We start from the raw sequence: 13,729 nt of genomic DNA on the forward strand, positions 1-13,729 counted from the left end.
CTGCTCCGACGCCCTTTCACCGGGGCGTACGCGGGCCGCCCGAGCAGGGGTCCTGACAGCAAACATGGACCGGGCTCTCAGCTACTACTCAGGCATTCGTGACAGTTTCGACTCACGACATGGAATCCCCGACGCGTCTCATCTGTTGTGTAGGTGTCAGCACCTGCGGGCACAGCGGAGGTTACGGGGAGGGCTGATGAACGTGGGGATGGCAAGGAACCGGGCAACCGGCGCGAGCGAGGGGACCGTGGCAATCGTGGACAAGAACATCGGCATGCGTACCGACGAGGTCGCCGAGGAGCGGGACCTGGTCGGCGTCTACCTGCACGAGATCTCCCGGACGCCGCTGCTGGACGCCGCCAAGGAGGTCGACCTCTCCAAGGCGATCGAGGCCGGCCTCTACGCCGAGCACCTGCTCGGCGAGGACCGCGTCCCCGACGGCGTCGACCGGGAGGACCTGGAGCGGCTGGTCGCCGAGGGTGAGCGCGCGAAGGACCTGTTCATCCGCGCCAACCTGCGGCTGGTCGTCTCGATCGCCCGCCGCTACGTGCGCTCGGGCATGCCCATGCTGGATCTCATCCAGGAGGGCAACACCGGCCTGGTCCGGGCGGTCGAGAAGTTCGACTACGAGCGCGGCTACAAGTTCTCCACCTACGCGACGTGGTGGATCCGCCAGGCCATCAGCCGGGCGATCGCCCAGCAGGAGCGCACGGTGCGGCTGCCCGTGCACCTGGTCGAGGACGTCAACCGGATGCGGAACGTGGCCCGGCAGCTCACCCGTGAGCTGGGCAGCGACCCGGAGCCGGAGCAGATCGCGGCGGCGCTCGGCGTCACCGTCGAGCGGGTCAACGAGCTGCGCCGCTGGTCGCAGGACACCGTCTCGCTGGACACCCCGGTGGGCGACGACGGCGACACCAACCTCGGCGACCTGGTCGCCGACAGCGACGCCCCGTCGCCGGAGGAGATCGTTCTCACCGGCCTGGAGCGGCAGCGGATCGAGGGTCTGCTCAACCACCTCGACGACCGTTCGGCCGGCATCATGCGGGCCCGCTACGGCCTGGAGGACGGGCGTGAGCACTCGCTGACCGAGGTCGCGTCGCGGTTCTCGCTCTCCCGGGAGCGGATCCGCCAGCTGGAGATCCAGGCCCTCGGCCGGCTCCGTGAGCTGGCCCGCGCCGAGGGGCTGCAGGCGGCCTGACCTGGTAGTAATGGAATCGACGAACGGCCGGCGTCCGATAGGGGGACGCCGGCCGTTCGCTGTTTCCGGGGTCAGCGCACCCGGCCGTAGCCCTGGATCGTCATCATGTTCATGTCCCGCTTGCTGACGTTGCGGCCCGCGCTGGGCGCGTCGATCACCTGGCCGCCGCCCACGTAGAGCGCGACGTGGCCGAGCCCGGAGTAGAACACCAGGTCGCCGGCCTGGAGCGAGCTGCGGCTGATCCGTGAGGTGGCGTCCCACTGCATCGCCGCGTTGTGCGGCAGGGACTTGCCGGCGGCCCGCCAGGCCGCCAGGGTGAGCCCGGAGCAGTCGTAACCGTCCGGTCCGTCGGCGCCCCAGACGTACGGCTTGCCGATGGCGCCGTAGGCGTAGCGCACGGCCACGCCGGCCGAGCCGGAGATGGCCGGGGCGCTGCCGGCCGAACTCGACCTCGCGGGCGCCTCGGTGGCCCGGCCGTACGCCTGCCGGCGCAGCTCGTAGAGGCGGGCCAGGTCCGCCTCGATCTTCTTCTTGCCGGCGATCAGCTGCTTGGCCTGCGCCGCCTCCCGGGCCAGCGTGGCGTCCAGCCGAGTCTTCTGGTCGATCAGCCGGCGCTGGGTGTCCGTGAAACCGGCGATGGTCTGCTGCCGCTGGCGGGTGAGCTGGTCCAGGGTGCCCAGCCGGTCGGGGAGCGTGGCGGCGCCGCCGGGCTCCAGCAGGGCCCGCGCGGTGCGCATGCCACCGGTCTTGTACGCGGTGGCGGCGAGGGCGCCCACGTCGGCGCGGCTCCGCTCGGCCTGCTCCTGCAACGGGCCGATCTTGGCCTGCAACGTGGCCGCGGTGGCCTTGTTGGCCTTGATCTCCTCGTTGAGCTTGTTGTACGACTCGACGATTCGCTCCAGCTCAGTCGAGGACTTCTCGATCTGCTTCGTCAGCTCGGCGGGGGTGGGCTCGGCCCGAGCCACCGACGCCGGGGCGAGCAGCGCGGCCGAGAGGCCGGCCACCGCGAGCGAGCGCAGCAGGATCCGTAAGGACGACAAGAGCGGAAGGCTCCTCTCCGACTCCTCGCCGGGGCGGCGGGCGACCCGGCGACACCGGCCCGGGGCCACCCTGGTGGATGGCGGTCGACCGGACCGGCCTGCCCAACCTAACCCGGGACCGGAGTGACGGGCAGTTGAAGCAGGGGCGAAAGTTGGCAAAGTGTCAGGAAGTGCCGCCGGTGCTGGTGACGCTTCGTGACCGGTTCGCGGGCGGGCCGTCGCCGCGTGGTCGCCCGCTGGGCGGTACGTGCCACTCGCCGGATTCGTCGTTCTGGGCGGATGTCGCCAGGCAACGCGCCGCAAAGTTACGACAAAGACGGAAATCGCTCTGCTTTCCCGGCGCGACGCTCTCCGGCCGGCTGGCGGGTGGCCAGGGAAAACGCCGGGCCGGGGTGGCGTGCCCGCAACACAATGAGGCGCGGAGGCCGGGAATCCCGCCGTACGGCAACGCCGACGACGTGGAGGTCCGGCCCGCGATCCCCGGGAGGCCGCCGTGCAGACCGATGGCTCCACCACCCGCCCGCCCCGGTCCCCGGGCGCGACGGCACCGACACTGCTCTACGCCCGACCCGGCATCGTGGTCACGGGCGAGCGCTTCACCGTCGGCCGCAACAGCTGGCCCGTGGCCGACATCACCCAGCTCTGGACCGCCCGCGGTCCGCACGACCGGCTCGCCCTCCGGGCGGTCGCCGTCTCCGCCGCGTTGATCGGCGCGGTCGGCGTGCTGCTCGGCTTCACCGGCGGGCTGCAACGGCTCACCGCGGCGGCGTACCTCACGCTGGGCGCGGTCGGGCTGCTGCCGCTGCTTCTCGTGCTGGTCGGCGACCGCTGGCGGCCCCCGGCGTACGAGCTGTGGGGGCGGCTCGGCGGGGCCGAGGTGCTGCTGTTCAGCAGCGACGACGAGCGGCAGTTCGGCCAGGTCACCCGGGCCCTGCAACGGGCCCGGGAGGGGGTGCGCCACGGCGGCTGGACGGACCCGCCCGCGGCCGCCGCCTGGCGGCCGAACCGCTGACCGCCGAGGGTCAGCCGGCGACCGGCTCCGGGGCCCGGGCCGCCTGCTCGGCGGCCAGCCAGTGGCTGACCCGGCGCTCGGCGTAGAACGAGACGAACGGCACGGTGCCGGCGAGCATCACGAGCAGCATCCGCTTCAGCGGCCAGTCGGCCCGGCGCGACAGGTCGAAGGTGAGCGCCAGGTAGATCATGTAGAGCCAGCCGTGCGCCGTGCCGACCACGGCCACCACGGTCGGGTTGTCGAAGCCGTACTTCAGCGGCATCCCGATCAGGACCAGCACCACAAGCGCCACGCCCACGATCCAGGCGATCACGCGGTACCGGGTAAGGGCTCCGCCCACCGTCGTCCGTCCTTCCGCACCGGCCTCAGCCGGGATAGTCGCCGGGCTTCGCGCCCGGGTTGGCGTTCAACCAGGAAAGGTAGCGGTTGTACGCGGCCAGCTCGCCGTCGTCGGCCCCGCCGACCGGCACGGCCGGCACCCGGCTGACCCGCACCGGCCGGCGTACCGCCGGGGCGGCGACGGCCGGCTCGGAGCCGGCGGCCGCCGGCGGCGCCGGGTCGGCCCGCTCCTCGCGCGAGGCCCGCAGCGCGTGCCGCAGCTCACGCCACCACACGAAGACCACGAAGCCGGCGAAGACCGGCCACTCGATCGCGTAACCGAAGCTCAGCGAGTTGCCCTCGGCGGCCCGGGTGACCTGCCACCAGCCGAGGCCCAGGAAGCCCACCACCAGCACGACCATGGCCACGTGGCGGGCGATCCACGCCGGTGTCCAGAGCCGCTTCATGCCATCGAGGGTACCGGGCCCGCCGGCCGTCTCCGACGCGGTGTCGTAGGTGGCGAGGGTTTGGTGGCACCCCGGCTGGGCATCCGTCTAGACGCCAGCCCGAACGAGACGAGGGGGCGACGATGACCGAATCAGTACGCCGCGACGCCAGTCCGGAGCAGCGGGTGACCGAGTGGGACGGCGATCACGCCCGCACCCAGGACGTGGACGGTGAGCTGCTCGGGGTGGACCCCGCCGACCTCGGCGACGAGGACCTGATCCGGGAGATGCAGAGCCTGCACCGCACCCGGCTCGACACCCTCCGGCACGCCACCGACTCGGCGCTCGCCAACCACCTGCGGCGCACCGCCGAGCTGGAGACCGAGTACCTGGCCCGGCACCCGGGCCGGGAGGTCGACCCGAGCCGGCTGCGGGACGCCTGATGGCCAGCCACGCCGAGCGCGGCATGTCCGCGCCTCCCGAGGTGGTCTTCAACACCGCCACCGACCCGGACCGGTCCGCGGCCTGGCTGCCCGAGGAGCTGCGCCGGTCCGGCACGCACCGGGTCGAGGTGGTCGACGCCGAGGACATGCGGGCCCGCTGGAGTTCCGAGGCCGCCGGGTGGTCGGCGGACATCGACGTCGAGCCGGCCGACGCCGGGGGCGCCCGGGTCCGGCTGGACCTCGACGGGACCGACCACGGGATGGCCGACGAGATCCTGGCGAGCCTCGCCCGCGAGGTGGCCGACAACCTGACCGCCGGCTGAGCCGGCACTGGCACGACGACGAGGAGGCCGGGTTGACCGGGAGTGGCCTGAAGCAGAAGGTGGCGCGGCTGCGCCAGGCGTACGCGCCGCACGAGCACCGGCCGCTGGGCGGCTACCTGGTGGCGATGGGCACGTACGGCGCGGTCACCGCGTCGCTTGTCGGCCTGGTCAGGGCGACCGGCCGCCCGGTGCCGGAGCGGCCCGCGCCCGGCGACGTGGTGCTGCTGTCGATCGCGACCCACAAGCTGAGCCGGCTGCTCTCCAAGGACGCGATCACCAGTCCGCTCCGCGCGCCCTTCACCCGCTACGACCACCCGATCGGCAGCGGCGAGGTGATGGAGCAGGTCCGCGACCAGGGCAGCCCGACCCGGCACGCGCTCGGCGAGCTGGTGAGCTGCCCGTTCTGCCTGGCCGTCTGGGTCGCCACCGGCCTCACGGGCGGGCTGGTGCTGGCGCCCCGGCTCACCCGGCTGGTCGCCACCGCGCTGACCGCGGTGGCCGCTTCGGACTTCCTCCAGATGGGGTACGCGGTGGCCCAGCAGGCCGCCGAGGGCGGGCACCACGAGGACTGACCGTACGACGAAGCAAAGGGGGCCGGCGCGCCGCGCCGGCCCCCTTTCGCGTTCGTGCCGCTCAGGTCGGGGTGGTGCCGTGGTCCTCGCCGGCCCAGCCGCGCGACGCCTCCGGCTCCCGCTCGTCGCTGTCCTCGCCGGTGATGACGTCGTCGGAGACCGCCGTCTGGTCGTGCTCGCCGGCGAAGTCGGGCTCCGGCAGCGTGTCCATGCCCTCCGGTGGCTGGCCGAGCGCCGGGGGGTGCCCGTGTTCCTCGTTGCGGTCGGTCATCGCGCTGTCCTCTCCGTCCTCGGGCCGCCTCCGCCGGAAGGCTCAGGCCACCGTCCCGCCGAGCAGGTCGGCGGCCTCGTCGACCGCGTACTCGCCCTGCGGCAGGGCGGCGATCCGGGTGAGCAGCTCGGCGGGCAGCTCCGCGGCCACCGCCCGGCGGTAGATGTCCGCCTGGCTGATCCGCTCCTGGCCGTGGTAGATGTCGTCGAGCAGTTCGTCGAGCGGCCGGGTGTCCGGCTGCTCGGTCACGGGCGCGTCATCGGTCACGCCGGTCAGCTACCCGGGCCCGAATCGGTCAAACGTCCCCACCCGGCCGCCCCACCCCGCCCCCCGGCGTTGATCATGAGGTTGGCGGCGAAGTCGATCTCCTTCGCTGCCGCCAACCTCATGATCAACGCTCGCGTGGGGTCAGGCCGGGGTGGGGTCGGGCCGGGTGGGGTCGGGCCGGGTGGGGTCAGGCCGGGGTCGGGAGGGTGGCGCGGCGGGCGCGGACCGCCTGGGCGAGGTGGTCGAGGACCTCGGCGGTGGTGTCCCAGCCGATGCAGGCGTCGGTCACCGACTTGCCGTACTCCAGCTGGCGGGTGGGGTCGAGGTCCTGCCGGCCGGGCTGGAGGAAGCTCTCCAGCATGATGCCGACGATGCCGCGCTGGCCGGCGGCGAGCTGGGCGGCCACGTCGGCGGCGACCAGCGGCTGGTTGCGGTGGTCCTTGCCGCTGTTGGCGTGGCTGGCGTCGACCACCACGCGCTCGGGCAGCCCGGCGGCGCGCAGCAGGTCCAGCGCCCCGGCCACCGACTCCGCGTCGTAGTTGGGCCGGCCACCGCCGCCGCGCAGCACCAGGTGGCCGTCGGCGTTGCCCCGGGTGTGCATGATCGCCGGCGTGCCGGAGACGTCGATGCCGGGGAAGACGTGCGGGACGCCGGCCGCCCGGATCGCGTCCACAGCGGTGCCGATGCTGCCGTCCGGGCGGTTCTTCATGCCGATCGGCATGGACAGGCCGGACGCGAGCTGCCGGTGCACCTGGCTCTCCACGGTCCGCGCGCCGATCGCGCCCCAGGCCACCGTGTCGGCGATGTACTGCGGGGTGATCGGGTCGAGGAACTCGCAGCCCACCGGGAGACCCAGCCGCACCACGTCGAGCAGGAGCGCCCGGGCGGTGCGCAGGCCGGTGTTCACGTCGCCCGACCCGTCCAGGCCCGGGTCGTTGATCAGGCCCTTCCAGCCCACTGTCGAGCGCGGCTTCTCGAAGTAGACGCGCATCACGACGAGCAGGTCGTCGGCGAGCCGGTCGGCCGCGTGGCGCAGCCGGGCCGCGTATTCCAGGGCGGCGGCGGGGTCGTGCACCGAGCAGGGGCCGACCACGACCAGCAGCCGGTCGTCGGTGCGGTCCAGCACCCGGCCGACGGCACGTCGACCGGCCACCACGGCCTCGGCGAGGGACTCCTCGAGCGGCAGGTGGTGGTGCAGCAGGGCCGGGGTGGTCAGCGGCACGACACGGTCGATCCGCTGGTCGATGACCCGATGGACGTCCGGGGTCGTCGTCACGGTGGGGTTCCTTCCGCCGACCGTGCCCGGGGCCGGCGCCCGGGATCGAGCCGGCTGCTCGTACGCGAAAGGGCAGGGAATCATCCCTGCCCGGCCGGCTCGAAGAGGAGTGACGTCAGCTCATGGTCGAGTCACCGGCTCCTCCAGCCGGCTGCCTAAACCATCGATACGACCGCGTCACGCCCGCCAGCGTACCCGACGGGAGGGGTGGGTCTCACCCGCTCGTCGGGTAAGCCGCGCCTCATGTTAACCCCGGTCGATGGAACGACGGGTAACTCCAGCGGCACGGCACGTGTCCGCGGGCCGTCCACGCGGGTGAGCTGGCGGTCCGACCGATGATCCATCCCGAATGGCGGGAGCCGGGCCGTCGTCCGGCCCGGCGTGGGTGCGCGAATGCCGCCGGGAGAGACCTGGGCCGCGTACCGCATCCTGGGAAGCGCGGGGTTCCGCCGGGCCCCGGCGGGGGTATGAGGACGGCATGAGCCACGACCAGAGCGACCAGGACCGGATCGAGTCCCGCGCCCACCTGCTGCCCGAGGAGGCGGCGGTGGGCAGCGAGGACCCGGAGGCCCAGGCCGACGCCATCCTCGCCGAGTCGGACATCCGTGAGGAGGACCGGAACGCCGCCCCCGACACGGTGCTGGAGCACCGGACCTCCGAGCAGACCGTCACCCCCGTCGAGCCTCCCGACTGAGCCGGGCGCCCCGGCCCCGCCGGGAACCCCGGTAGGTGGTGTACCGCAACCAGGCCAGCGGACCGGCCACCCGCAGTCCCGGCGGCACGTTGCCGATCGGGTCGAACGCCAGCGCGGCGTCCTCCGGGGCGCCGCGCCGGCCGACCAGCCGCACCTCGCCGAACGGCCGCCACGGCCCGACCGCCGAGGCCACCGCGAGCACCAGCCGCGGCCCGTCGTCGCCGGCCACCGCCGACAGCTCGGCCAGCCCGCGGCCCAGCTCCGGCGAGTCGGGGTCGGCCAGCGCGGCGAGATACAGCCGCCGCCGACCGGCGCGGAAGGACATGATCGAGGTGTACGTCCCGGTGAAGCCGCGCCGGGGCAGCGGCAGGTGACGCAGCACCGGCGCCGCCCCGCTGGAACTGGCCAGCAGGTCCACCGGCGGCTCCGGGTCCCGGTGCAGCCGGATCCCCACCCCCAGCACGTCCGGCCAGGTTCCCGGTGTGGGCACCCCCTTGGACAGCCGGACCGTCGCCGGCCACCGGCCGGGCAGGTCGAGCAGCGGCACGCCGGTCGGCGGGCCCGGCGTACCCCAGATCAGCACCTCGGCGGAGAAGGTGCGGCCGGCGGGATGCAGCAGCCGGGCGTGCCGGAGCCGGGCCAGCGCGGCGGCGGCGCGCTCGACCACGGACGATGCGGGGGAGGACATGCCGGGCGAGTACCCCGGCGCGCGACGACGATGCTCCCCGCACGTCACCTTTCCGCCCGCGAGATCGGATAGCGTCGTGCCATGCCCGACAGCGGTTACCCCTGGCCGATCGAGACGACCCGACTGGACAACGGTCTGCGCGTGGTGGTGAGCGAGGACCGCACGGCCCCCGCGGTCGCCGTGAACCTCTGGTACGACGTGGGCTCCCGCCACGAACCCGAGGGTCAGACCGGTTTCGCCCACCTCTTCGAGCACCTGATGTTCGAGGGCTCGGTGAACGTGGCGAAGACCGAGCACATGAAGCTCATCCAGGGCTCCGGCGGCTCGCTCAACGCCACCACCAACCCGGACCGCACCAACTACTTCGAGACGGTCCCGGCCGAGCACCTGGAGCTGGCGCTCTGGCTGGAGGCCGACCGGATGGGCGGCCTGGTCCCCGCGCTGACCCAGGAGACGCTGGACAACCAGCGGGACGTGGTGAAGAACGAGCGCCGCCAGCGCTACGAGAACGTGCCCTACGGCGACGCCTGGCTGCGGCTGCTGCCGCTGCTCTACCCGCCCGGGCACCCCTACCACCACGCCACGATCGGCTCGATGGCCGACCTGAACGCCGCCGACCTGGCCACCTTCCAGGCGTTCCACAGCACGTACTACGCGCCGAACAACGCGGTGCTCACCGTGGTGGGCGACACCACCGCCGCCGAGGTGTTCGCGCTGGCCGACAAGTACTTCGGCGCCCTGCCGCCGCGTGACGACATCCGGGCCGCCCCGGACGGGCGCACGGTCCCGGCCGGCGGCGGCCCGGCGGTGGAGACGGTCACCACCGACGTGCCCGCTCCCCGCGTCTACGTCGCGCACCGCACCCACCCGTTCGGCACCCCCGGCTACGACGTGACCACCGTGCTCGCCACCGTGCTGGGCAGCGGCCGGGGCAGCCGGCTCTACCAGCGCCTCGCCGACGGCGAGCGGATCGCCCAGCCGGACCTGGTCGGGGCGTACGGGGTGGACCTGGCGCACGGCCCCGCGCCGCTGATCGCCACCGCCACGGCCCGCCCCGGGGTGTCCGGCGACCGGCTGCGCGAGGGGCTGACCGAGGTGGTCGACGAACTGGCCACCGTGCCGGTGACCGCCGCCGAGCTGGACCGGGCCAAGGCGCTGCTCACCACCATGTGGTGGCGGCAGATGTCCACGGTGGACGGCCGGGCCGACACCCTCGGCCGGTACGCCACCCAGTTCGGCGACCCGGCCCGCGCCGGCGAGCGACTGCCCGCCTGGCTGGCCGTCACCGCCGAGCAGATCGCCGAGCAGGCCGCCGAGCTGCTCGGCGCGGCCGACCGGGCGACCCTGACCTACCTGCCCGAGGAGAAGTCATGACGCTGATCGCCACCCGTCCCGGTCCGGGCGCCGCCCGCCCGTACCGGTTCCCGCAGGTGGTCCGCCGGTCCGCCGCCGGCGGGCAGGTCGTCGCCGCGCACCTGCCCGGGCAGAACCTCGCCGTCGCGCTGCTGCTGCTCGACGGCGGCGCCGGCCGGGAGCCGGTCGGCAAGGAGGGGCTCGGCGGGGTCCTCGCCAAGGCGCTGGAGGAGGGGACCGCGCAGCGGGACGCCACCGCGTACGCCCTGGCCATCGAGGCCCTCGGCACCGAGCTGGTGACCGGCCTGGACTGGGACTCGTTCCAGGTCAGCGTGCAGGTGCCGGTGGACCGGCTGAGCGCGGCCGTGGAACTGCTCACCGAGGCGGTGCGGACGCCGAAGCTCGACCCGGCCGACGTGCGGCGGGTCCGCGACGACGAGGCGACCGCGCTGCGGATGGACTGGGCGACCCCGGGCCCGCGGGCCGACGCCGTGCTGCGCGCCGACCTGTTCGGCGCGGACAACCGCTGGGGCCGCCCGCTGTACGGCGACCCGGAGAGCGTGGCCGCCCTGGACGTGGACGACGTGACCGTCTTCCACTCCGAGTGGTTCATCCGCCCCGGCACGCTGATCGTCGCCGGCGACCTGGACCGGATCGACCTCGACGCGCTCGCCGCGACGGTCTTCACCGGCGCCGGCGGCGCGGCGGCGGACAAGGGCGGCCCCATCGAGGTGGCGCTGCCCGAGCGGCGGCGCATCATCCTGGTCGACCGTCCCGGCTCGGTGCAGTCCACGCTCCGCCTCGGGCACCCGTCGCCGCACCGCGCCCACCCGGACCACGTGCCCATGACGCTGGCCGGCACGGTGCTCGGCGGGGCGTTCACCTCCCGGCTCAACCACCTGATCCGCGAGGTCCGCGGCTACACGTACGGGATCCGGGGCGACTTCGCCTCGTCCCGCCGGTTCGGCCGGTTCGCCATCAGCTCCGGCGTGCAGACCGCGGTGACCGCGCCGGCCCTGGTCGAGGCGGTCGGCGAGGTGTCGCGTACCCGGCTCACCGGGGTGACCGAGGACGAGCTGGCGGTGGCCCGCTTCTGGCGTGCCGGCCAGCTCTCGGTCGAGCTGCAGAGCCCGCGGGCCATCGCGTCGGCGCTGACCACGCTGGTCGTGCACGACCTGCCGGACGACTACCACGCCCGGCTGCGCGAGGCGCTGCTCGCCGCGACCGTCGAGGAGGTCTCGGCGGCGGCCGCCGCCCACCTGCACCCGGAGTCGCTCACCCTGGTGGTCGAGGGCGACTCGGCGGTGATCCGCGACGAACTGGTGGCCGCCGGCCTGGGCGAGGTGGTCGACCACGCCCCGTGACGCGTCGGGCCGGCTCCCGCCGGTCCGCGAATGTGGCGGTGCCGACCGGCCGGGGGCACCGCCACATCGGCACGTCGATGTGATTCCCGTCGCGTCCCGGGTCGCCGTGCGTTCCGGCCGGTGGACGCGGATGCTGCGGTCCGGCACCCCGATGGCGGGCGATTCTCCGCCCCCGGCCCACCGCCGGGCGGTGTCGTTGCAGGCCGACGCCCCGATCGGCGAAGGGCGTGGCGGGCGGCGCCCGGCCCGCGCGCTGGGAAAGGCTTCCCGCCGGCCCCGCCCGGCTGGGTAGCCTCGCGGGCATGAGGATCGGCATTGTGGGGGCCACCGGCCAGGTCGGTGGCGTGATGCGGCAGGTGCTGGCGGAGCGCGACTTCCCAGCGGAGCAGGTGCGGCTGTTCGCCTCGGCCCGGTCGGCCGGGCGCGCGCTGCCCTGGCGCGACGGCGAGGTCACCGTGGAGGACGCGGCCACGGCCGACTACCGGGGCCTGGACATCGTGCTGTTCTCGGCGGGCAAGGGCACCGCCCGGGAGCTGGCCCCCCGGGTCGCCGAAGCGGGCGCTGTCGTCATCGACAACTCCTCGGCGTTCCGGATGGACCCCGAGGTGCCGCTGGTGGTCGCCGAGGTCAACCCGCACGCCATCGCCAACCGGCCCCGGGGCATCGTGGCCAACCCGAACTGCACCACGATGGCCGCCATGCCGGTGCTGCGCCCGCTGCACCAGGAGGCCGAGCTGGTCAGCCTGGTCGTCGCCACCTACCAGGCCGTCTCCGGCGCCGGCCTGGCCGGCGTGGCCGAGCTGGACGAGCAGGTCCGCAAGGTCGCCGAGGACGCCGCCGGGCTCGCCTTCGACGGCTCGGCCGTGGAGTTCCCGGCACCGCGCTCGTTCGCCCGCCCGATCGCCTTCAACGTGCTCCCGCTTGCCGGCTCGATCGTCGACGACGGCTCCAACGAGACCGACGAGGAGCAGAAGCTGCGCAACGAGAGCCGCAAGATCCTGGAGATCCCCGGGCTCAAGGTCTCCGGCACCTGCGTGCGGGTGCCGGTCTTCACCGGCCACTCCCTCCAGATCAACGCGCGCTTCGCCCGCCCGCTCACCCCGGCCCGGGCCCGCGAGCTGCTCGACGGCGCGCCCGGCGTGGCCCTGCGCGACGTGCCGACCCCGCTGGAGGCGGCCGGGCAGGACCCCACGTACGTCGGCCGGATCCGGGCCGACGAGACCGTCGAGCACGGCCTCGCCCTGTTCTGCTCCAACGACAACCTGCGCAAGGGCGCGGCGCTCAACGCCGTGCAGCTCGCCGAACTGGTCGCCGCCGAGCGGCGCTGATCCCGGTTCCCGCGTGCCCGGCGGGTGGCCGGGCACGCGGGCGGGAGATGCGGTGAGATGGGGGACGACCACACCAGTCGACGGCGGGAGACCCCCATGGCGGACGAGCGGACCCGACAGGCGCTGACCGACCTCATCGCGAGCCGGTGGCTCGGCGTGCTCGCCACGCTGAAGCGGGACGGCCGGCCGCAGCTGTCCACGGTGGTCTACTCCTTCGACCGGGACGCCGGGCTGATCCGGGTCTCGGTCACCGACGGGCGGGCCAAGACCGCCAACCTGCGCCGCGACCCCCGGGCCAGCTTCCACGTGAGCAGCGAGGACGGCTGGGCGTACGCGGTGGCGGAGGCGCGGGCCGAGCTGACCGCGGTGGCGGAGCGGCCGGACGACCCGACCGTCGGGGAACTTGTCGGGCTCTACCGGGCGGTGCAGGGCGAACACCCGGACTGGGACGACTTCCGGCGAGCCATGGTGGCCGAGCGCCGGCTGGTGCTCCGCCTGCACGTCGAGCGGGTCTACGGCATGCCGCCGCGCGCCTGACCGCCGCCGGATCACCTCCCGCGCGACCGCGCGGTGTTACCTCGGCCGTGGCGCCGGGTAGACCGCCGTGCCGACACCGAGAGGGGAGCACCATGACAACGGTCGGAGAGTTCATGACGACCCGGTTGGTGACGATGGACGGCAGCGACACCCTCACCGCCGCGGCGCAGGAGATGCGGGACAGCGCGATCGGCGACGTGGTGGTGACCGATGGCGACAACGTGGTCGGCATCATCACGGACCGGGACATCACGGTCCGGGCCGTTGCCGAGAACATGGATCCCAGCACCACCCGGCTCAACCAGATCACCACCAAGGACGTGGTGACGGTGAGCCAGTACGACGACGCGGTTGCCGCCGCCGACCTCATGCGCACCTACGCGGTCCGCCGCCTGCCGGTCATCGACGACGGCCGCCTGGTCGGCCTGGTCTCCATGGGTGACCTGGCCGTGGAGCGGGAACCCCAGTCGGTGCTCGCGGACATCAGCGCCGACGATCCCAACAACTGACCGTCCGCCGCGGTGACGCCGGCCTCCGGTTCGGGGGCCGGCGTTTCGCGCTGCCCGGGGTCGCGGACCCGGCGCGACTCACCCGAACCG

General features: G+C 73.9%; 18 protein-coding genes. 11 read left to right on the forward strand and 7 right to left on the reverse strand.

The genetic code is table 11. The annotated features are described in order from the left end of the window. Positions 1-208: 208 nt before the first annotated feature. Positions 209-1,198: a sigma-70 family RNA polymerase sigma factor gene (locus tag GA0070603_RS25770; protein WP_208863076.1), complete on the forward strand. Its 990-nt coding sequence runs from the start codon at positions 209-211 to the stop codon at positions 1,196-1,198. 71 nt (positions 1,199-1,269) lie between these two features. Here the strand turns inward: GA0070603_RS25770 and GA0070603_RS25775 are convergent, their stop codons facing one another. Continuing rightward, entirely contained in the window at positions 1,270-2,238 is a 969-nt protein-coding gene (locus tag GA0070603_RS25775) for a C40 family peptidase (protein WP_091318908.1), read from the reverse strand. 493 nt (positions 2,239-2,731) lie between these two features. On the opposite strand from GA0070603_RS25775, the gene GA0070603_RS25780 reads away from it, so the two are divergent. Beyond that, the gene (locus GA0070603_RS25780; RefSeq protein WP_091318909.1) at positions 2,732-3,250 is read left to right on the forward strand and encodes a DUF6232 family protein; all 519 of its coding nucleotides are present in this window, start codon (positions 2,732-2,734) and stop codon (positions 3,248-3,250) included. A 10-nt stretch (positions 3,251-3,260) separates the two neighbouring features. Here GA0070603_RS25780 and GA0070603_RS25785 read toward each other — a convergent pair whose 3' ends face one another. Then, complete coding sequence (locus tag GA0070603_RS25785) at positions 3,261-3,590, reverse strand: DUF3817 domain-containing protein (protein WP_091318911.1); 330 nt, start codon at positions 3,588-3,590, stop codon at positions 3,261-3,263. A gap of 25 nt (positions 3,591-3,615) precedes the next feature. Next, complete coding sequence (locus GA0070603_RS25790) at positions 3,616-4,035, reverse strand: hypothetical protein (protein ID WP_091318913.1); 420 nt, start codon at positions 4,033-4,035, stop codon at positions 3,616-3,618. A gap of 122 nt (positions 4,036-4,157) precedes the next feature. Here GA0070603_RS25790 and GA0070603_RS25795 point away from each other — a divergent pair, with 122 nt between their 5' ends. The 3 genes from GA0070603_RS25795 to GA0070603_RS25805 are packed head-to-tail and all read left to right on the forward strand — an operon-like array spanning position 4,158 to position 5,352. Further along, positions 4,158-4,457, forward strand: coding sequence for a DUF6158 family protein (locus GA0070603_RS25795; protein WP_091318915.1), 300 nt, complete (start codon positions 4,158-4,160; stop codon positions 4,455-4,457). Continuing rightward, the gene (locus GA0070603_RS25800) at positions 4,457-4,780 is read left to right on the forward strand and encodes a hypothetical protein (RefSeq protein WP_091318917.1); all 324 of its coding nucleotides are present in this window, start codon (positions 4,457-4,459) and stop codon (positions 4,778-4,780) included. Before GA0070603_RS25795 ends, GA0070603_RS25800 begins: the two co-directional genes overlap by 1 nt. 32 nt (positions 4,781-4,812) lie before the next feature. Next, positions 4,813-5,352 (forward strand): DUF1360 domain-containing protein, encoded by a 540-nt coding sequence (locus GA0070603_RS25805; protein WP_091318919.1) that lies wholly within the window; start codon positions 4,813-4,815, stop codon positions 5,350-5,352. A 61-nt stretch (positions 5,353-5,413) separates the two neighbouring features. On the opposite strand, the gene GA0070603_RS25810 is transcribed toward GA0070603_RS25805, so the two are convergent. The 3 genes from GA0070603_RS25810 to GA0070603_RS25820 all read right to left on the reverse strand — a co-directional run bounded on the left by GA0070603_RS25810 (position 5,414) and on the right by GA0070603_RS25820 (position 7,166). After that, positions 5,414-5,623 (reverse strand): hypothetical protein, encoded by a 210-nt coding sequence (locus tag GA0070603_RS25810; RefSeq protein WP_091318921.1) that lies wholly within the window; start codon positions 5,621-5,623, stop codon positions 5,414-5,416. 42 nt (positions 5,624-5,665) lie between these two features. Continuing rightward, positions 5,666-5,899, reverse strand: coding sequence for a hypothetical protein (locus GA0070603_RS25815; protein WP_256566920.1), 234 nt, complete (start codon positions 5,897-5,899; stop codon positions 5,666-5,668). 178 nt (positions 5,900-6,077) lie between these two features. Continuing rightward, a complete protein-coding gene (locus tag GA0070603_RS25820) occupies positions 6,078-7,166 on the reverse strand; it encodes a 3-deoxy-7-phosphoheptulonate synthase (RefSeq protein ID WP_091318925.1) in 1,089 nt (362 codons plus the stop codon). Between the two features lie 478 nt (positions 7,167-7,644). On the opposite strand from GA0070603_RS25820, the gene GA0070603_RS25825 reads away from it, so the two are divergent. After that, positions 7,645-7,860, forward strand: coding sequence for a hypothetical protein (locus GA0070603_RS25825; RefSeq protein ID WP_091318927.1), 216 nt, complete (start codon positions 7,645-7,647; stop codon positions 7,858-7,860). Here GA0070603_RS25825 and GA0070603_RS25830 read toward each other — a convergent pair. After that, on the reverse strand, positions 7,835-8,548 hold the full coding sequence (locus tag GA0070603_RS25830; protein ID WP_091318929.1) for a phosphodiesterase: 714 nt from the start codon (positions 8,546-8,548) through the stop codon (positions 7,835-7,837). The genes GA0070603_RS25825 and GA0070603_RS25830 overlap by 26 nt on opposite strands. A gap of 81 nt (positions 8,549-8,629) precedes the next feature. Here GA0070603_RS25830 and GA0070603_RS25835 point away from each other — a divergent pair, with 81 nt between their 5' ends. The 5 genes from GA0070603_RS25835 to GA0070603_RS25855 all read left to right on the forward strand — a co-directional run bounded on the left by GA0070603_RS25835 (position 8,630) and on the right by GA0070603_RS25855 (position 13,639). Further along, entirely contained in the window at positions 8,630-9,922 is a 1,293-nt protein-coding gene (locus tag GA0070603_RS25835; protein WP_091318931.1) for a M16 family metallopeptidase, read from the forward strand. Next, positions 9,919-11,265: a M16 family metallopeptidase gene (locus tag GA0070603_RS25840; RefSeq protein WP_091318933.1), complete on the forward strand. Its 1,347-nt coding sequence runs from the start codon at positions 9,919-9,921 to the stop codon at positions 11,263-11,265. Before GA0070603_RS25835 ends, GA0070603_RS25840 begins: the two co-directional genes overlap by 4 nt. Positions 11,266-11,567: 302 nt before the next feature. Continuing rightward, the gene (locus GA0070603_RS25845; RefSeq protein ID WP_091318935.1) at positions 11,568-12,593 is read left to right on the forward strand and encodes an aspartate-semialdehyde dehydrogenase; all 1,026 of its coding nucleotides are present in this window, start codon (positions 11,568-11,570) and stop codon (positions 12,591-12,593) included. Between the two features lie 96 nt (positions 12,594-12,689). Continuing rightward, the gene (locus tag GA0070603_RS25850) at positions 12,690-13,130 is read left to right on the forward strand and encodes a PPOX class F420-dependent oxidoreductase (RefSeq protein WP_091318937.1); all 441 of its coding nucleotides are present in this window, start codon (positions 12,690-12,692) and stop codon (positions 13,128-13,130) included. A gap of 92 nt (positions 13,131-13,222) precedes the next feature. Beyond that, on the forward strand, positions 13,223-13,639 hold the full coding sequence (locus GA0070603_RS25855; protein WP_091318939.1) for a CBS domain-containing protein: 417 nt from the start codon (positions 13,223-13,225) through the stop codon (positions 13,637-13,639). Positions 13,640-13,729: the final 90 nt, after the last annotated feature.

The sequence above is a fragment of the Micromonospora chersina genome (genome assembly GCF_900091475.1).
In the GTDB taxonomy this organism is placed as follows: Bacteria; Actinomycetota; Actinomycetes; order Mycobacteriales; family Micromonosporaceae; genus Micromonospora; species Micromonospora chersina.